This window comes from Pseudomonas sp. G1002, assembly GCF_013385455.1.
Lineage (GTDB): Bacteria > Pseudomonadota > Gammaproteobacteria > Pseudomonadales > Pseudomonadaceae > Aquipseudomonas.
On sequence record NZ_JACAPY010000051.1, the window covers coordinates 17,782 to 35,738 of the forward strand.

13 protein-coding genes are annotated in these 17,957 nt (G+C 61.4%); 4 read left to right on the top strand and 9 right to left on the bottom strand.

What is annotated here, in order from left to right; genetic code table 11:
- Positions 1-147: 147 nt before the first annotated feature.
- Positions 148-1,437, top strand: a complete 1,290-nt coding sequence (gene gltA, locus HX801_RS28725; RefSeq protein ID WP_003210575.1) for a citrate synthase — start codon at positions 148-150, stop codon at positions 1,435-1,437.
- A gap of 165 nt (positions 1,438-1,602) precedes the next feature.
- Here gltA and HX801_RS28730 read toward each other — a convergent pair whose 3' ends face one another.
- The 3 genes from HX801_RS28730 to HX801_RS28740 form a co-directional block, all read right to left on the bottom strand.
- Positions 1,603-3,261, bottom strand: a complete 1,659-nt coding sequence (locus HX801_RS28730; protein ID WP_003210576.1) for a cation acetate symporter — start codon at positions 3,259-3,261, stop codon at positions 1,603-1,605.
- On the bottom strand, positions 3,258-3,569 hold the full coding sequence (locus tag HX801_RS28735; protein WP_003210577.1) for a DUF485 domain-containing protein: 312 nt from the start codon (positions 3,567-3,569) through the stop codon (positions 3,258-3,260). Before HX801_RS28735 ends, HX801_RS28730 begins: the two co-directional genes overlap by 4 nt.
- Positions 3,570-3,807: 238 nt before the next feature.
- Entirely contained in the window at positions 3,808-4,659 is an 852-nt protein-coding gene (locus tag HX801_RS28740) for a glycine betaine ABC transporter substrate-binding protein (RefSeq protein WP_008433997.1), read from the bottom strand.
- 330 nt (positions 4,660-4,989) lie between these two features.
- Here HX801_RS28740 and HX801_RS28745 point away from each other — a divergent pair, with 330 nt between their 5' ends.
- Positions 4,990-6,543, top strand: a complete 1,554-nt coding sequence (locus HX801_RS28745; RefSeq protein ID WP_177023202.1) for a glycosyl hydrolase family 17 protein — start codon at positions 4,990-4,992, stop codon at positions 6,541-6,543.
- Between the two features lie 98 nt (positions 6,544-6,641).
- Here the strand turns inward: HX801_RS28745 and HX801_RS28750 are convergent, their stop codons facing one another.
- Entirely contained in the window at positions 6,642-7,010 is a 369-nt protein-coding gene (locus HX801_RS28750) for a hypothetical protein (protein ID WP_003210580.1), read from the bottom strand.
- 236 nt (positions 7,011-7,246) lie between these two features.
- On the opposite strand from HX801_RS28750, the gene HX801_RS28755 reads away from it, so the two are divergent.
- Together HX801_RS28755 and HX801_RS28760 are read left to right on the top strand one after the other, a co-directional pair.
- Positions 7,247-8,545 carry a hypothetical protein gene (locus HX801_RS28755; protein ID WP_003210581.1) on the top strand — a complete coding sequence of 433 codons (1,299 nt, stop codon included), beginning with the start codon at positions 7,247-7,249 and terminating at the stop codon, positions 8,543-8,545.
- On the top strand, positions 8,538-9,326 hold the full coding sequence (locus HX801_RS28760) for a VacJ family lipoprotein (RefSeq protein ID WP_003210582.1): 789 nt from the start codon (positions 8,538-8,540) through the stop codon (positions 9,324-9,326). Before HX801_RS28755 ends, HX801_RS28760 begins: the two co-directional genes overlap by 8 nt.
- A gap of 30 nt (positions 9,327-9,356) precedes the next feature.
- Here the strand turns inward: HX801_RS28760 and HX801_RS28765 are convergent, their stop codons facing one another.
- From HX801_RS28765 to HX801_RS28785, 5 genes are all read right to left on the bottom strand, one after another.
- On the bottom strand, positions 9,357-11,348 hold the full coding sequence (locus HX801_RS28765; RefSeq protein ID WP_177023203.1) for an FUSC family protein: 1,992 nt from the start codon (positions 11,346-11,348) through the stop codon (positions 9,357-9,359).
- A 71-nt stretch (positions 11,349-11,419) separates the two neighbouring features.
- On the bottom strand, positions 11,420-12,403 hold the full coding sequence (locus tag HX801_RS28770) for a GlxA family transcriptional regulator (RefSeq protein WP_134327091.1): 984 nt from the start codon (positions 12,401-12,403) through the stop codon (positions 11,420-11,422).
- 34 nt (positions 12,404-12,437) lie between these two features.
- The gene (locus tag HX801_RS28775) at positions 12,438-13,343 is read right to left on the bottom strand and encodes a DUF808 domain-containing protein (RefSeq protein WP_003210585.1); all 906 of its coding nucleotides are present in this window, start codon (positions 13,341-13,343) and stop codon (positions 12,438-12,440) included.
- Positions 13,344-13,410: 67 nt separating this feature from the next.
- Positions 13,411-14,832: an efflux transporter outer membrane subunit gene (locus HX801_RS28780; RefSeq protein ID WP_177023204.1), complete on the bottom strand. Its 1,422-nt coding sequence runs from the start codon at positions 14,830-14,832 to the stop codon at positions 13,411-13,413.
- Positions 14,829-17,954 (bottom strand): efflux RND transporter permease subunit, encoded by a 3,126-nt coding sequence (locus HX801_RS28785; protein WP_177023226.1) that lies wholly within the window; start codon positions 17,952-17,954, stop codon positions 14,829-14,831. Before HX801_RS28785 ends, HX801_RS28780 begins: the two co-directional genes overlap by 4 nt.
- Positions 17,955-17,957: the final 3 nt, after the last annotated feature.

Sequence of the window (17,957 nt, forward strand, 5' to 3'; positions counted from 1 at the left end):
TGGCAGGTAATTTCGAGGAAAAAGTACGGTTAAAGCCTTCTGGAGCAAGACTTTAGGCAAATTGACATCTGAATTTATCTCACTATAGTGGTGCGGGCCCTGCGTGGGGGGTCTGTCTGATGATTTGAAGCATAAATAGGAGGCCACATGGCTGACAAAAAAGCGCAGTTGATCATCGAGGGCGCAGCCCCCGTCGAGCTGCCCATTTTAACCGGCACCGTTGGTCCCGATGTTATCGACGTACGGGGCCTGACGGCCACGGGCCGTTTTACATTCGACCCAGGCTTCATGTCGACCGCCTCATGCGAGTCGAAGATCACCTATATCGACGGTGATAACGGTATCCTGCTGCACCGCGGCTACCCGATCGAACAGCTTGCTGAACAGTCGGACTACCTGGAAACCTGCTACCTGCTGCTTAATGGCGAATTGCCAACAGCTGAGCAAAAGGCCCAGTTTGTCAGCACCGTGAAGAACCACACCATGGTTCACGAGCAGTTGAAGACCTTTTTCAACGGCTTCCGTCGCGACGCCCACCCGATGGCCGTCATGTGCGGCGTAGTCGGCGCCCTGTCGGCCTTCTATCACGACTCCCTGGACATCAATAACCCGCAGCATCGCGAAATCTCCGCGATCCGCCTGGTTGCCAAGATGCCGACCCTGGCCGCAATGGTTTACAAGTACTCCATGGGTCAACCGATGATGTACCCGCGCAACGACCTGACGTACGCGGAAAACTTCCTGCACATGATGTTCAACACCCCGTGCGAGATCAAACCGATCAGCCCGGTGCTGGCCGCCGCGATGGACAAGATCTTCATCCTCCACGCCGACCACGAACAGAACGCCTCGACCTCTACCGTGCGCCTGGCGGGCTCCTCGGGTGCCAACCCGTTCGCCTGTATCGCCGCCGGTATCGCCGCACTGTGGGGCCCTGCCCACGGCGGTGCGAACGAAGCCGTATTGACCATGCTCGATGAAATCGGCGATGTCTCGAACATCGACAAGTTCATCGCCAAGGCCAAGGACAAGAACGATCCGTTCAAGTTGATGGGCTTCGGTCACCGGGTCTACAAGAACCGCGACCCGCGCGCCACCGTAATGAAGAAGACCTGCGACGAAGTGTTGAAGGAACTGGGCATCAAGAACGATCCGCAACTCGAACTGGCCATGCGCCTGGAAGAGATCGCCCTGACCGACCCGTACTTCATCGAGCGCTCGCTGTACCCGAACGTCGACTTCTACTCGGGGATCATCCTCAAGGCGATCGGCATTCCAACCAGCATGTTCACCGTGATCTTCGCCCTGGCGCGGACCGTGGGCTGGATCTCCCACTGGAAAGAAATGCTCTCCAGCCCGTACAAGATTGGCCGTCCGCGCCAGCTGTACACCGGCTACGAGTCGCGTGACATCACCAAGCTGGAAGACCGCAAGTAAGCTGATCGCTACTTGGCTACACCGAAGACGGCCTCCTTTGTGATAGGGAGGCCGTTTTTATTTGTGCCGGATTTGAGAAACAGTTTTGTCGTATCTGTTACCAATAAAGGCAAAAAAAAGCCCCGATCTCACGACCGGGGCATTTTTTTTGTAACTGTTACAGGTTTAGTGGCTAACCGCCCCACTCGCCCCCAGGCCAGTCTGCGAACGCACAAACTGCGGGAAGTACAGCGCACGTTCCTTCTCTGCCGCCGCCGACTTGTCGGTGATGGAGAAGAACCAAATGCCGATGAACGCAATGATCATCGAGAACAGCGCCGGGTACTCGTAAGGGAAGATCGCCTTCTCATGGTGCAGGATCGAGACCCAGATGGTTGGGCCGAGGATCATCAGGCCAACGGCACTGATCAAGCCCAGCCAGCCACCAATCATCGCACCGCGGGTGGTGAGGTTTTTCCAGTACATGGAAAGCAGCAGCACCGGGAAGTTACAGCTGGCCGCAATGGAGAACGCCAGGCCCACCATGAACGCGATGTTCTGGCTTTCAAACAGGATGCCCAAGCCAATCGCCAGCACTGCCAGGGCGATGGTGGTGATCTTCGATACGCGAATCTCATCCTTCTCGTTGGCCTTGCCTTTCTTGATCACGCTGGCGTACAGGTCATGGGACACCGCCGAAGCACCCGCCAGGGTCAAACCGGCAACCACTGCCAGGATGGTGGCAAACGCCACGGCCGAGATGAAGCCCAGGAAGATACTGCCGCCCACCGCGTTGGCCAGGTGCACCGCCGCCATGTTGTTACCGCCGAGCAAGGCACCTGCAGCATCCTTGAACGCCGGGTTGGTGCTGACCAGCAGGATCGCGCCGAAGCCGATGATGAAGGTCAGGATATAGAAGTAGCCGATGAAGCCAGTGGCATACAGCACGCTCTTGCGCGCTTCCTTTGCGTCACTCACAGTGAAGAAGCGCATCAGGATGTGCGGCAGGCCGGCGGTACCGAACATCAGTGCCAGGCCGAGGGAGAACGCCGAAATCGGGTCTTTCACCAGGCCGCCCGGGCTCATGATCGCTTCACCTTTAGGGTGAACCTTGATCGCCTCGGCAAACAGCATGTTGAAGTCGAAGTTGACGTGTTTCATCACCATCAGCGCCATGAACGAGGCACCGGACAGCAACAGCACTGCCTTGATGATCTGCACCCAGGTGGTCGCCAGCATGCCGCCGAACAACACATAGAGGCACATCAGGATGCCTACCAGGATCACCGCGACGTGATAATCCAGGCCGAACAGCAGCTGGATCAGCTTGCCCGCGCCTACCATCTGCGCGATCAGGTAGAACGCCACCACCACCAAAGAGCCACAGGCCGACAGGCTGCGGATCTGGGTTTGCCCCAGGCGATAGGACGCCACGTCGGCAAAGGTGTATTTGCCCAGGTTACGCAGGCGCTCGGCGATCAGGAACAGAATGATCGGCCAGCCCACCAGGAAGCCGATGGAGTAGATCAGGCCATCGTAGCCGGAGGTGAACACCAGCGCGGAAATTCCCAGGAAGGAGGCTGCCGACATGTAGTCACCGGCAATCGCCAGACCGTTCTGGAACCCGGTGATCTTGCCGCCGGCCGCATAGTAGTCGGCCGCCGACTTGTTGCGCTTGGACGCCCAGTAGGTGATGCACAAGGTCGCGCCGACGAAGGCCACGAACATCAGGATCGCTGCGATATTCAGCGGTTGTTTATGCACTTCGCCGGTCAGTGCATCGGCCGCCCAAACGGCAGGTGCAAAGGCCGAAGCGCCGAGTACAGCCAATAGACGACGGATCATTGCGCAGCCTCCTTGAGAATCGCATTGTTCAAGTCGTCGAATTCGCCGTTGGCGCGTCGTACATAGATGCCGGTGAGGACGAAGGCCGACACAATCAGCCCGACCCCGATCGGGATCCCCCACGTAATGGACGAACCGGGGCTGATCTTGGCCCCCAGTATTTGCGGCCCATAGGCAATCAGAAGAATGAAAGCGGAGTAAAGCCCAAGCATGATTGCCGAGAGAATCCAGGCGAATCTTTCCCTTTTACTAACCAGCTCCTTGAAACGCGGGCTGTTTTGAATCGAGAGGTAAATGCTGTCGTTCATTGTTTTTATCCTCGCAGCACAGCTTTTTATTATTGGAACATATCCACTGTATGCGGCTGAGGAACAGGTTCCAGACGACCTTAGTAGTAGAAGGAGTGTAGCGAGGGATATTGAAGGCGCAGGAATAATTGCGGGGGCGAAATAATGTGGGAGCCGGGCTGCCCGCGATGGGATCACCTCGATACATCATGTGCACCGAGGCGTCTGCATCGCAGGCAAGCCAGCTCCCACAAGAGACTTACTTAGCAGTCCACTCGGCGACGCGCTCAGGGTGCTTGGCCACCCAGTCCTTGGCCGCCGCTTCAGGCTTGGCGCCCTCTTGGATCGCCAGCATGACTTCGCCGATTTCATCCTTGGAGGCCCACTGGAATTTCTTCAGGAACGCCACGACTTCCGGGGCTTTCTTTTCCAGGCCTTTGCTGCCGATGCTGTTGACGGTCTCAGCAGCACCATAAATTCCTTTTGGGTCGTCCAGGAAACGCAGTTTCCACTTGGCGAACATCCAGTGTGGCACCCAACCGGTGACCGCAATGGATTCCTGTTTGTCTTCGGCACGGGTCAGCTCGGCGATCATCGCCGCGCCCGAACTGGCTTGCAGCTTGTAGTCCAGGCCATAGGCCTTGATCGCTTCATCGGTCTTGAGCATCACGCCTGAACCGGCGTCGATACCGACGATCTTGTTCTTGAAGGTGGTGTCGGTCTTGAGGTCTTCGATGGATTTGGCTTTCACGTACTCAGGCACGATCAGGCCGATCTTGGCGTCCTTGAAATTGGGGCCGTAGTCGACCACCTTGTCCTTGTTCTTGGCCCAGTATTCACCGTGGGTCACCGGCAACCAGGCGGAGAGCATGGCGTCGAGTTTGCCGGTGGCCACGCCTTGCCACATGATCCCGGTGGCGACCGCTTGCAGTTTCACGTCATAACCGAGCTTTTGCTTGATCACTTCTGCCGCCACGTGGGTGGTGGCGACACTGTCCGACCAGCCATCCACATAGCCGATGCTCAGGGTTTTGCTGTCGGCGCTGGCCAGTGTGGAGCTCATCGCAACTACCAGAGTGGCAGCTGCGCCCAAGAGTCGTCGCATCTTCATAGTGCTTCCCCGAAAGTGCTGCGCCCGGCGGATGCCGAGCGACGTCAACCTGTTGTTATGTGGTGCACCGCGCCCCCTTCACGCGCATCGATCACGTGGGTGCCTCATCAGTGGAGGGCTGACACTTCGATCATCAACCTGCTGCCACAAGCGACCTGCTCTGACTGCGACCTCAGGTAAGCAAGAAACGACATCACATCGCCAGCAGGATGATTTGTAGGACATTCACCGACGATCCCGCCCGAACTTTGCATGTCAAAATTATGCGGCCCCACTGGGACGGCTCAAATCCGGGTAAGATGCGCGCCTTTGCCCCCAGACGGCCTGATCATGCCCGCGACTGCACGTTTCCCGCTCCTGCCCTATTTATTTGCCCTGATCCTCGGTGTGCTGGCCCTCGGCGGCTATTGGTACGGCCTTGGCCAACCGGTGGTGCTGCCGGACGTGGCCAGCGCCAGCCACAAGCTGCAATGTGCGTCCTACACGCCCTTCGACAAAGACCAGTCGCCGTTCGACCAGCCGTTCAAACTGCGCCCCGAGCGCATGGACGCCGACCTGGCGTTGCTGGCCACCCGTTTCGAATGCATTCGCACCTACTCCCAGACCGGCCTTGAAGACTTGCCTGCACTGGCGCGCAAACACGGCCTGAAGCTGATGAGCGGCGCATGGGTCAGCAGTGATCCGGTGGCCACCGCCAAGGAAGTCGAGGCACTGATCGCTTCGGCCAATGCCAACCCCGACGTCGTCACCTCGGTGATCGTCGGCAACGAAACCCTGCTGCGCAAGGAAGTCACCGCCGGGCAGTTGGTCAAGTTGATCCATCACGTCAAGGACCATATCAAGCAACCGGTCACCTATGCCGATGTGTGGGAGTTCTGGCTGCAACACCCGGAAATCGCCCCGGCCGTGGACTTCCTGACCATCCACCTGCTGCCGTACTGGGAAGATGACCCCTCGGGCATCGACCAGGCGCTCAAGCACGTGGGCGATGTGCGCCAGACCTTCGGCAACAAGTTCGCCCCCAAGGACGTGATGATCGGCGAGACCGGCTGGCCGAGCGAAGGCCGCCAGCGGGAAACGGCGGTGCCGAGCCGGGTCAACGAAGCGAAATTCATGCGCGGGTTCGTGGCCATGGCCGAAGCCAATGGCTGGCACTACAACCTGATCGAAGCCTTTGACCAGCCGTGGAAACGCGCCAGTGAAGGGGCGGTGGGGGGTTACTGGGGCCTGTTTGATGCGGATCGCCAGGACAAGGGCGTGCTCGCCGGCCCGGTGACCAATGTGCCGTACTGGCCGCTGTGGCTGGGGGTTGGCGGGATCATCCTGCTGGGCACGCTGCTGCTGGGTGGCCGCGTGCGCACGACCCGGGCTGCGTTGTTGTTGCCATTGCTGGGCGCCGTGGCGGCCTGCTCGATCGGCACCTGGGCCGAGTTGAACCGGGTCACCGCGCGCTTCACGGATGAGTGGGTGTGGGCTGGATTGCTGGTGGCCTTGAACCTTGCGGTACTGGCTCACGCCGCCCTGGCGTTGAGTACGCGAGAAGGTTGGCGCGAACGCGCCTTCAACTGGCTGGAGCAGCGCGCTGGCTGGCTGGTGGCAATCGCCGGGTTTGCCGGTGCGGTCATGATGCTGGCGCTGGTATTTGACCCGCGTTACCGCAGCTTCCCGAGTGCCGCGCTGGTGCTGCCGGCGCTGGTGTACCTGGTGCGTCCGGTGAGCGGGCTGCGGCGGGAGATTGCGTTGCTGGCGTTCATCATCGGTGCCGGTATTGCGCCGCAGTTGTTCCGTGAAGGGGTGATGAACCAGCAGGCGTGGGGTTGGGCGGTGGTTAGCCTGCTCATGGTCCTAGCATTGTGGCGTTGCTTACGGGTGCGCAAGGCTTAAGACCGCTTTCGCGAGCAAGCCCGCTCCCACACTCGACCGCATTCCAAGGGATGTACTCGGTCAAATGTGGGAGCGGGCTTGCTCGCGAAGAGGCCCTGTCAGGCAACGCGAGGCTTACGGACCAACCGCAACCCCGCAATCACCACCGCAAACACCGCAAAGGTCGTGTTGTACAACGCCAACGCCGGAAACCCGAACACCAGCGCCAACACCGCCAAACCCCACCCGGCCCGGCCCGGCACGAAAAACGCCAGCACCGCCGTGACCAGCGCCGCCCAGCCCAGCACCTTGAAGTGAATCATCAACCCCAGGTTGGAACGCACCTGGCATTCCCAGCGGCTGGCTTCGTCAGCGCAAATGCCCACCCAACGGCCATCCTCCATGAATCCGTAACGCGCGCCATAACTGGCGGCCAGCCAAAGCGGCAGGGCAATAAGCAACAGGATCAGCGGAAAACGGCGGGACATGGGGCACTCCGATAGGCGAAAACGGCGCCCAGCTTAATCCCCCGGTGGCCGTTGGCAAGTTTTGCAAACAGATAAGTGTTCATTAAGGCGTGCCAAAGTGTATCGTCTCGCTACTATTACCCCGATTCCGACGTTTTTTCCGACTTTTAGTGCCGAAGGCTGGCACTTCGGCAGCAACGCGGTGGTCATAGCCTGCGAACTCCACTTCAGCACGTTTTCCTCTTAGGGATTTAGTCATGCTCCGTTCCTTGCGCTGTGCGGCCCTGTTGGGCAGCCTTTTTCTGAGTGCGTCAGCACTGGCGGTCGATATCGACCAGGCCAGCTATGGCTACCCTTTGACCAACCCGTTTGAAGCGACCATCGCCACCACCCCGCCGAACCTGCGGCCGGAACTGCCATCGGACGATCAAATCAATCAGTCCGACTACACCCTGACGATGCGCCCCGAGCGCGAGTTCAGCCTGCCTGACAACTTCTGGGCGGTGAAGAAACTCACCTACCGCATCGCCAAGCAGGACCGTGCCGCACCGCTGATCTTCCTGATCGCCGGCACCGGCGCACGCTTTGACAGCACCATCAACGAATACCTGAAAAAGCTCTACTACAAGGCCGGCTACCACGTCGTCCAGCTGTCGTCCCCCACCAGCTTCGACTTCATCGCCGCCGCCTCGCGCTTCGCCACTCCCGGCATCAGCCAGGAAGACGCCGAAGACATGTACCGCGTGATGCAGGCCGTACGCGCGCAAAACCCGACGCTGCCCGTGACCGACTTCTACCTCACCGGCTACAGCCTCGGCGCCCTCGACGCAGCCTTTGTCAGCAAGCTGGATGAAACCCGTCGCAGCTTCAACTTCAAGAAAGTCCTGCTGCTGAACCCGCCGGTCAACCTCTATACCTCGATCACCAACCTCGACAAGCTGGTGCAGACCGAGGTCAAGGGCATCAACAACAGCACCACCTTCTATGAGCTGGTGTTGAACAAGCTGACCCGCTACTTCCAGCAAAAGGGCTACATCGACCTCAACGATGCCCTGCTCTACGACTTCCAGAACTCCAAGGAACACCTGACCAACGAACAGATGGCGATGCTGATCGGCACTTCGTTCCGCTTCTCGGCGGCCGATATTGCCTTCACCTCGGACCTGATCAACCGTCGCGGCCTGATCATCCCGCCCAAGTACCCGATCAGCGAAGGCACCAGCCTCACGCCGTTCCTCAAGCGTGCGCTGCAGTGCGACTTCGACTGCTACCTCACCGAACAGGTGATCCCGATGTGGCGCGCCCGTTCCGACGGCGGCAGCCTGCTGCAACTGGTTGACCAGGTCAGCCTGTATGCCCTCAAGGACTACCTGCACGACAGCCCGAAAATCGCCGTCATGCACAACGCCGACGACGTGATCCTGGGCCCGGGCGACCTTGGCTTCCTGCGTAAAACCTTCGGCGATCGCTTGACCGTCTACCCCCTGGGCGGCCATTGCGGCAACCTCAATTACCGCGTCAACGCCGACGCCATGCTGGAGTTCTTCCGTGGCTAAATATCTTCTGCTGCTCGCTGCTCTGATGTGCGCGGGCGTGGCCAATGCCGACAACAGCAAGGCTCACACGCCGACCGTAGTGGACTCCGACGGCTTCAAGGAGCCACTGAGCCATCTCAAGTTCAACCCCGGCCTGGACCAGCGTGAGTTTGAGCGTTCGTCGGTCAACGCCCTGAATGTCTACGACCCGCTGGAGTCGTGGAACCGCCGGGTCTACCACTTCAACTACCGCTTCGACCAGTGGGTGTTCCTGCCGGTGGTGGACGGTTACCGTTATGTCACCCCAAGCTTCCTGCGTACCGGCGTCAGCAACTTCTTCAACAACCTCGGGGATGTACCCAACCTGCTGAACAGCCTGCTGCAGCTCAAGGGCCATCGTTCCCTGGAAACCACCGGGCGCCTGCTGCTCAACACCACCATCGGCATCGCCGGCCTGTGGGACCCGGCCACCGCCATGGGCCTGCCGCGCCAGAGCGAAGACTTCGGCCAGACCCTGGGCTTCTACGGTGTACCGGGCGGCGCCTACCTGGTGCTGCCGCTGTTTGGTCCGTCGAACCTGCGGGATACCACCGGCCTGCTGGTGGACTACGGCGCCGAGACCGAGATCAACTTCCTGAACGTGTCCAAGGTCAGCGAAAACCACCCGGAAATCTGGGCCCTGCGCGCCGTCGACAAGCGCTACCAGACCAGCTTCCGCTACGGCCAGATGAACTCGCCGTTCGAGTATGAAAAGGTGCGCTACGTGTACACCGAGGCGCGCAAGTTGCAGATCGCCGAGTAATGCCCCGTGTAGGCGCTGGCTTGCCAGCGCCTACATCCCCCGCCGACACCACTTACGCCACGTAAACCGCAGTTGCAGCACGGCCGCCCTGGCCATTTCCCGATCCTGCTCCGCCAATCCCGAAGGCTGTTCAAGCGCTTCAAGCATCGCAACGCTGGCCGCATCCATCAGCGACTCATTCGCCACGCTCGGTCCACCCTCCTCCAACACCGACTCCAATGCCCGCAAATAGCGATCGCGCTCAATCGCCAACGCACCCCGGCTGTCCGCCAGGCAGGCGCGCAACTCCAGCAACTCATCCCCCAGGTCCAGCCCCAGCAATCCGTTATCCCAGTGGACACGGCGATCGGCAGGCAAGGTTTCGCTGTAGCGCGACAGGCGAATCAGCCGGTCCGCCATGCGCCCGCCAAACCAGCTTTCAGCCTGCTCCAGGGGACGGGAAGTCAATTGCGCCAGGTCGAACAATGAAGCCTTGAACATCCGCCGATAGTGATGCTCGCCGGGATTGAGCTGGATCAGCCGAAACACCACCACGGCAATCCCGACCCCCACCAGCGTCGCGATGGCCTTGTTGAGGAACGCGGCGAAGTCATAGGTCATCACATTGCTGGGCCCTACGTTGTTGACGAAAAAGATGCAGAACGCCGAGGCCGTGGCCGCCAGCTTGAGGCGGCTCATGCACAACGAGGCGAAAAACAGCGGCACTCCCAACGCCAGGCATAACAAGGGAAAGCCATCGAAGCCGGGCAACAGCACGAAGCACACAAAACCGGCCACCGGGATCGACAGCGCTATGCCCTTGAGGAAGTTAAGGCTGGAAGCCGACGGGTTTTCCCGCGCTGCAAACAGGCTCAACACCACGCCACAAATCGATACCGCGCCCAAACCCGAAGGCCATGCCGTAAAGATCCAGAACGCCGCGACCGCCAGAAACGCCAACGCACTGCGCAGCCCGCCTAGCACCCCCTGCTCGATATCCCGGTGCCAGGACATCGCCCCCGGTGCGCCGGGCGGCACCCTGCCCTGCTCGACCGCCGACAGCGTCAATTCACCCAGCTCAATCAAGCGCAACACCTGCGCCAGTTGCACCAGGCAAAAGTGCGCCTCCTGGCCAAGCTGCGGATCCTGCAACGCCAGGCCAAGCCGTTGTGACAACTCGGGCAGTTCATCAAGACGCTCCTGCTGCAACGCCGAAGCCACCGCTTCAATCAGTGGCCCGACCGCCGCCGTTTCATCGAGCATCATCCGCTGGCGCGCCACGCCCCGCGCCGCCCGCAGCAGGCTAAGCAGATCACGGCTGAGCACCCGCAAGGCCTGGGAGCGGCGCCGGCCCTTGGGCCCTTCAAACCAGGCATGGTCGCGCTGGCTGTCCACCGCCACCAGGCGGCTCAATGCTTCGAGCAAGCCTTTACGCTGGTCGGTACCCAACAGCTCCGAAGCGGCAGCCCGCACCCCGGCCTGCCAGGCGGCGCGCGCCTGAACCGCCAGCACCTGCTCGACCCGGCGCGGCCACAGAATCGTACTGGCGATGGAGGCACAAAGAATCCCCAGGCTGATCTCCTGGCAGCGTGCCACCGCCTCATCGAACACTCCCAGCGGTGCCGCCGTAGCGGGTAGCGCAATAATCGCCGTGGTGTAACCCGCCAGCACAAACCCATAGGACGCATGATTGCGCAGCAAGGATGCCCCCGTGGTGCAGAACGCCAGCCACAGCGCCATGCACAGCAGGAACAGCAGCGGCGCCTGGCCAAATACACCGATCATCGCGATGGAAACCATGGCCCCGACAAACGTACCCACCAGCCGATAGGCGCCTTTGGCCAGGACCATGCCGCTGGTGGACTGGCCCACGATAAATACGGTGGTCAGGGCCCATTGCGGTTGCTGCAAGTCAAAACAGAAGGCCAGGTACAACGCGACCCCGCCGGCGATCATGTTGCGCAAGGCAAACAGCAGATCGCTACGGGACGGGGTCAACGTCGCCTGCCAGAAATCAGGGAGCTGGAAGGTGGAGGATTTCATTAAACCCACATATAGATAGCAAGCTAATGATTAGCATCGTATCTATATTTGTGGCGAATGCCAATCTCAGGCTATTTGACCAGGCGCTTTTCCTTGGATGGCCTGTAGCCAAAGTAGGCGCTGTAGCACTTGCTGAAATGGCTCGGCGAGACAAACCCGCAGGCCACCAGCACGTCCACCTGGGACAGCTCGGTGTGTTGCAGCAGCCGACGGGCCTCGGTGATGCGCAGTTCCAGGTAATAACGCTGGGGCGTGGTGCCAAGCTGCTCCTTGAACAAACGCTCCAACTGGCGTCGGGAACGGCCCGCATAAACGGCCAGTTGCTCAAGCTCCAGAGGCTCTTCGAGGTTGGCGTCCATCAGGTTGACCACCTCGCGCAGGGGTGCGCTCAAGCACACGTTTTCCGTGGGTTTCACCCGCCGGTAGCGCGACTCCTCAAACGCCAGGATGTCCTCGATCCCCTCCACCAGCGCTTTGCCGTACAGCCCCTTGATCCAGTCCAGCGCCATATGAAACGCACCGGAAGGGCTCGATGCCGTCAGCCGGTCGCGATCAATCACATAGGGTTCGCTGCTGACCTGCGTCGCCTTGCAAAAATCAGCGAGGGCCGGGCGATGTTCCGGGTGCACGGCGCAGCGGTAGCCGCCCAGCAATCCTGCACGCCCCAGGAACCACGCACCATTCCACAAACCGGCCAGGCTCACACCCTGCTCCGAGGCGCTTTTCAGCAGGTGGATAAACTCCTCCGCAGCCTTCAGTTCAGTGCGATAGCCACCGCATATCACCAACAGGTCCAACTCTTTAAGCACCGAAGACTCAAGCCGCGCATCGGGCCGGATCACCAGCCCCAGGTCACTGATCACCTCGCCTTCCCGCAAGCCGAAGGTCGAGGTAGAAAAAGAAGCGGGCCGCAGCAGGTTGGCGGTGATCAGCGTATCCAGCGCCTGGGTAAACGCCGGCAGCGAAAAATGTTCGAGCAACACAAATCCCGCACGCACCGTCTGGCGGGCCTCGCCGGGATTTTCATTCAGGTAACGGAGGTTCTTGCCTTTCATGCCCCCGCTGAATTGCCGTCGCTCGATCAAATGCCTATGCCCTCACCCGCTTCCAGAGGTTACCCACCGCACTGACCACCGCCAACACCACGGCCCCGGCAATGATCCCCGCCACTGCATTGAGCAACGTCGGCATCAACCACGCCAGGCCGCCAGTACTCTGGCTCACAGTCTCGATCCAGTGATGCACCACCGGCACACCATGGGTCAGGATGCCACCGCCGACCATGAACATCGCCGCCGTACCGATCACCGACAGGCTTTTCATCATGTACGGCGCCGCCCGCAGGATCGCCCCGCCGATGCTGCGCGCCGCCTGGCCGGGCTTCTGGGTGAGCCACAGGCCCAGGTCATCGAGTTTGACGATACCGGCCACCAAGCCGTAGACGCCGATGGTCATGACGATGGCGATACCCGACAACACGATCACTTGCTGCATCAGCGGTGCATCGGCCACGGTACCGAGGGTGATGGCGATGATTTCGGCGGAGAGGATGAAGTCGGTACGGATCGCGCCCTTGATCTTGTCCTTCTCGAAGGCCACCAGGTCCGTGGCCGGATCCGCCACGGCTTCCACCAGGTGCGCCTGCTCTTCGGTGCGTTTGTGGAAGAAGCTATGGGCGAGTTTTTCGAAACCTTCAAAACACAGGTAAGCGCCGCCCAGCATCAACAACGGCGTGACCGCCCACGGCGCAAACGCGCTGATCAGCAACGCAGCCGGCACCAAAATCAGCTTGTTGACGAACGAGCCCTTGGCCACCGCCCACACCACCGGAATTTCCCGCTCGGCGCGCACCCCGGAGACTTGCTGGGCATTCAGCGCCAGGTCGTCCCCCAGCACGCCGGCGGTTTTCTTCGCGGCCATCTTGGTCATCAACGCCACATCATCGAGCACCGCGGCGATGTCGTCGATCAATACCAGCAAACTGCTTCCTGCCATGGCTCAGGCTTCCCGTGATTCAAAGTGCGCCGAGAATAACGCGGCGCACACCGGGTTAGCGAGCCGTTCAGCGCGCAGGCGTTTGCCAGCCCCCGCCAAGGCTCTGGATCAGCGCCACACTGCCCTGGCTGAGCTGGCCCTGGGTGTCGCGAAGATTCTGCTCGGCTTGCAGCAACACCAGTTGCTGGGTCAGCACATTCTCCCGGCTCACGGTCCCGGCGCGCATCTGCGCTTCCTGGCTGCCGAACAGTTGCTGATTACGCTGGTACACCTGCTGGAACGCATCGGCCTGGGTTTGCAGGTGGTTGATTGCCGACAGGTTGTCTTCAACGTTCTGCAAGGCGCTGAGCACGGTGCCCTTGTAGGTCGCGGCGATCTGGTCATAGCTGGCCTCGGCCTGCTTGACCGCCGCTTCGCGGGCGCCGCCGTCAAACAGGGTTTCCGCCAGCGCCGGGCCCAACGTCCAGATGCGATTGGGCAGGGAGAACAACCCGCCCAACGCACTGCCGCGGTAACCGGCCTCGGCAGTCAGATCCAGCGTAGGGAAGAACGCAGCTTCGGCCACGCCGATTTTCGCGTTGGCCGCCGCTGCCGAGCGCTCCGCCGCCACCACATCGGGACGCCGTTGCAGCAGGGTCGACGGCAAGGTCAACGGTGGCCGCGGGACCACGAAGCTGTAGTCATTGCGCACTGCCACGCTGAATTCACTCGGCGCCACACCCACCAGCACCGCCAGCGCGTGTTCGTATTGCTCGCGGTCGCGCAGGGAGGTCTGCAAGTCGGCAATCGAAGTGGTCAACTGGTCCTGCGCCACCAGCAACTGGTCGTTGGTGGCGACGCCCTGGGTGAACTGCACCTGGATCATGTCCAGCAGTTGCTGGTTGATCTTCTGTTGTTGCTGCAACAGGCGCACGTCGATGTCCATCTGCCGCAGGGCGAGGTAGTTACTCGCCACGCTGGAACTGATGGACAGCCGCACCCCGGCCAGCAACGCATCCGATTGCTGGGCCGTCGCCTGGCTGGACTCTATCCCGCGCCGCACCAGGCCCCACAGGTCCGGCTCCCAACTGGCGGTCAAGGTGGCGCTGACACTGTTCTGCACGCCGCCCGCCGTGGTGCCGGTGGTGGACGTGCCGCTACCACTGCCTGCCGTTCCCCGCGAACCCGACAACCCTACGCCAACGGTGGGCCACAACCCTGCCCGGCTGGACGCCACCTGCGCCTGGGCCAGACGATAAGCCGCCTCCGCCGCGATGATCGACTGGTTGGCCTTGGCCGAGCGCGCCACCAAATCGTTCAGTACCGGGTCCTGATAGGCCAGCCACCACTGGCTGTCCATCGCCCCCTGGGGGTTGGCCGCCGCGCGCTGCCACTGCGCGCCTTCCTTGAACGACTGCGGCAGCTCCATGGCGGGCTTCTGGTAATCGGGCCCGACCATGCAGCCGCCGAGCAGCAAGCTGATGCAAAGCACGCTGTATTTCACGTTCATAACCTTGCTTCCTTACGCCGACCCAGGCGCTGTGACGCCCGGTCGAGCCACAGGTAGATCACCGGGGTGGTGTACAGCGTCAGCACCTGGCTGAACAGCAGGCCACCAATAATCGAAATCCCCAACGGCCGGCGCAACTCAGAGCCATAACCGGTGCCGAGCACCAGCGGCAGCGCGCCAAGGATCGCCGCCAGGGTGGTCATCATGATCGGCCGGAAACGGATCAGGCACGCCCGGCGAATCGCTTCCTTGGCCGTTAGGCCGAACTCCCGCCGCTCGGTGATCGCGAAGTCGATCATCATGATCGCGTTTTTCTTCACGATACCAATCAACAGAATCACCCCCACCAGCGCAATGATCGACAGCTCGGTGCCGGTCAGCAGCAAGGCGATCAACGCACCGACGCCGGCCGAGGGCAGGGTCGAAAGAATGGTCAGCGGGTGCGTCAGGTTTTCGTAGAGGATGCCCAGCACGATATACACGCACAGCAACGCAGCGACGATCAGCAGTGGCTCACTGGCCACCGACGACTGGAACACCTGGGCCGTACCGGCAAACTGGCCGACCACACTGGCGGGCATGCGCAGTTGCTTCACCGCATCGTCCACCATCGCCGTGGCCTGGCCGATGGACGTGCCGGGCGCCAGGTTGAACGAGACTGTCACCGCCGGGAACGTGCCCTGGTGACTGATGGAAATTGCGGTGCGCGCCACCGTGTTATCCGCCAGTGCCGAGAGTGGCACCAGGGTCTGCCCGGTGGTCAGGTTGGGCGCCGCCGTGGTGCCCTTGGTGGTCGTGGCCTGGGTGCCCGTCGGCACATAAATGCCCTTGAGCGCGGAAGGGTCGGTCCAGTATTCCGGCGCGATTTCCATCACCACGTGGTACTGGTTGGCCGCGCGATACAGGGTCGCGACCTGGCGCTGGCCAAAGGCGTCGTACAGCGTCTGGTCGACCGCCGAGACACTCACCCCGAGGCGCGCCGCCGTGTCCCGGTTGATTTGCACATTGGCCAGCAAGCTGTTGTCTTGCTGGTCGGTATTGAGGTCGGTGAGTTGCGGCAATTTGCGCAGCACCGCCACCACCTTGGGCACCCATTCGTCCAGCGACTCCTGGTCATCGGCGGTCAGGGTGTATTGGTATTGCGCGCCACTTTGCCGGCCACCCACGGTGATGTCCTGGGCCGACTGCAAATACAGCTTGGTGCCCGGCAAGTCGCCGAGGCTGCGGCGGATCTGGCCGATGATTTCGGTGGCGTTGTCCTTGCGCTCGCCCAGGGGCTTGAGCAATACAAACATCTGCGCGCTGTTGACCGCCCCGCCGCCCCCTCCGCCACCGCCGACAAACCCGGCGACGGTTTCGACGTTCGGGTTTTTCATCACCTTGCGGTTGATCTCGGTGAAGTCCTTCTGCATCGCCCCATAGGAAATGCTCTGGTTCGCCAGGATGCTGCCCTGCAAGCGCCCGGTGTCTTCCTGGGGGAAAAAACCCTTGGGCACCAGCACGTACAACACGCCGGCGAGCACGATCACCAACACCGTCACAAAACCCATCAGCACCGTATGGTCGATCACCCAACCGAGGGTGCGATCGTAGAAGCGGTGAAAGCGCGAGTCCGGGTGTTCATTGCCTTCATGAATCACTTTCGGCGCGCGCAGCAGCACGCTGGCGAGCATCGGTGTAACCGTCAGCGAGATCAGCATCGAGATCACGATGGCCACCGACAACGATACCGAAAACTCGCGGAACAGCCGCCCGACAATCCCGCCCATCAGCAGCAGCGGAATAAACACCGCCACCAGCGACACGCTGATGGTCAGTACCGTGAAGCCGACTTCCTGGGCACCGGCCAGCGCCGCTTCCACCCGGGTCTTGCCGCGCTCCAGGTGGCGCATGATGTTTTCCACCACCACAATCGCATCGTCCACCACAAAGCCGGTGGAAATCGTCAGCGCCATGAGTGACAGGTTGTTCAGGCTGTAGCCGAGGAAGTACATCGCGCCGAAGGTGCCGAGCAGCGACAGCGGCACCACAATCGCCGGCACCAGGGTGCTGCGCCAGTCGCGGAAGAAGCCGAAGGTCACCAGGGTCACCAGCAGGATCGACACCAGCAACGTGATCTCGACGTCATGCAACGAGGCGCGAATGGTGGTGGTGCGGTCCATCAGCAGGTTGAGCTTGATCGTCGCCGGAATCGAGCTTTGCAGGAACGGCAGCGAGGCTTTCACCGCGTCCACCGTTTCGATCACGTTGGCGCCCGGCTGCTTGAACACCACCAGCAATACTGCCGGCTTACCGTTGGACAGGCCGAAGTTGCGCAGGTCCTGCACGTCTTCGCGCACGTAGCCCAGGTCGGCGATATGGATCAGGTCGCCGTTGTGGGCCTTGACCACCAGCGGCCCGTAGTCCTTTTCATCGAGCAACTGGTCGTTCGCCGCAATGCCGTAGTTGCGATCACCGATGGCCACGTTGCCCTTGGGCAAGTTGACGTTGGAGGCGTTGATCACCTGGCGCACCTGCTCCAGGCTCACGCCGTACTGGTTGAGCCGGTCGGGGTTCAATTCCACCCGCACCGCCGGCAGCGCGCCGCCGCCCACCGTCACGTCACCGACCCCGGTAGTCTGCAACAACTTCTGCTCCAGCAGGGTCGAGGCCACGTCATACATCTGCCCCGGCGTGGCGCTGTCGGAGGTCAGGCTGATGATCAGAATCGGCGAATCCGCCGGGTTGACCTTGCGGTACGTCGGGTTGCCGGACAGGTCGCTGGGCAGGTTGCTGCGGGCGGCATTGATCGCCGCCTGCACATCCCGCGCGGCGCCGTCGATGTCGCGATTCAGGTCGAACTGCAAAATGATCCGCGCCGAGCCCAAGCTGCTGGATGAGGTCATCTGCGTGACCCCGGCGATCTGCCCGAACTGGCGCTCCAGGGGCGTGGCCACTGAACTGGCGACGGTGGTCGGATCGGCGCCGGGCAACGAGGCGCTGACGCTGATGGTCGGGAAATCCACCTCCGGCAACGGCGCCACCGGCAACAGCATGAAGGCCAGCGCGCCAAACAGCGCGAGGCCGGCCGCCATCAAGGTGGTTGCAATCGGGCGGCGAACAAACGGCGCGCTGAGGTTCATTGC

Excerpts from the sequence above, each read along its gene's own strand:
- HX801_RS28755 (WP_003210581.1), top strand. The coding sequence starts at position 7,247 with ATGCTCCGTTCCTTGCGCTGTGCGGCCCTGTTGGGCAGCCTTTTTCTG.
- HX801_RS28740 (WP_008433997.1), bottom strand. The coding sequence starts at position 4,659 with ATGAAGATGCGACGACTCTTGGGCGCAGCTGCCACTCTGGTAGTTGCG.
- HX801_RS28750 (WP_003210580.1), bottom strand. The coding sequence starts at position 7,010 with ATGTCCCGCCGTTTTCCGCTGATCCTGTTGCTTATTGCCCTGCCGCTT.
- HX801_RS28775 (WP_003210585.1), bottom strand. The coding sequence starts at position 13,343 with ATGGCAGGAAGCAGTTTGCTGGTATTGATCGACGACATCGCCGCGGTG.
- HX801_RS28765 (WP_177023203.1), bottom strand. The coding sequence starts at position 11,348 with ATGAAATCCTCCACCTTCCAGCTCCCTGATTTCTGGCAGGCGACGTTG.
- HX801_RS28745 (WP_177023202.1), top strand. The coding sequence starts at position 4,990 with ATGCCCGCGACTGCACGTTTCCCGCTCCTGCCCTATTTATTTGCCCTG.
- HX801_RS28785 (WP_177023226.1), bottom strand. The coding sequence starts at position 17,954 with ATGAACCTCAGCGCGCCGTTTGTTCGCCGCCCGATTGCAACCACCTTG.
- HX801_RS28735 (WP_003210577.1), bottom strand. The coding sequence starts at position 3,569 with ATGAACGACAGCATTTACCTCTCGATTCAAAACAGCCCGCGTTTCAAG.
- gltA (WP_003210575.1), top strand. The coding sequence starts at position 148 with ATGGCTGACAAAAAAGCGCAGTTGATCATCGAGGGCGCAGCCCCCGTC.
- HX801_RS28780 (WP_177023204.1), bottom strand. The coding sequence starts at position 14,832 with ATGAACGTGAAATACAGCGTGCTTTGCATCAGCTTGCTGCTCGGCGGC.
- HX801_RS28730 (WP_003210576.1), bottom strand. The coding sequence starts at position 3,261 with ATGATCCGTCGTCTATTGGCTGTACTCGGCGCTTCGGCCTTTGCACCT.
- HX801_RS28770 (WP_134327091.1), bottom strand. The coding sequence starts at position 12,403 with ATGAAAGGCAAGAACCTCCGTTACCTGAATGAAAATCCCGGCGAGGCC.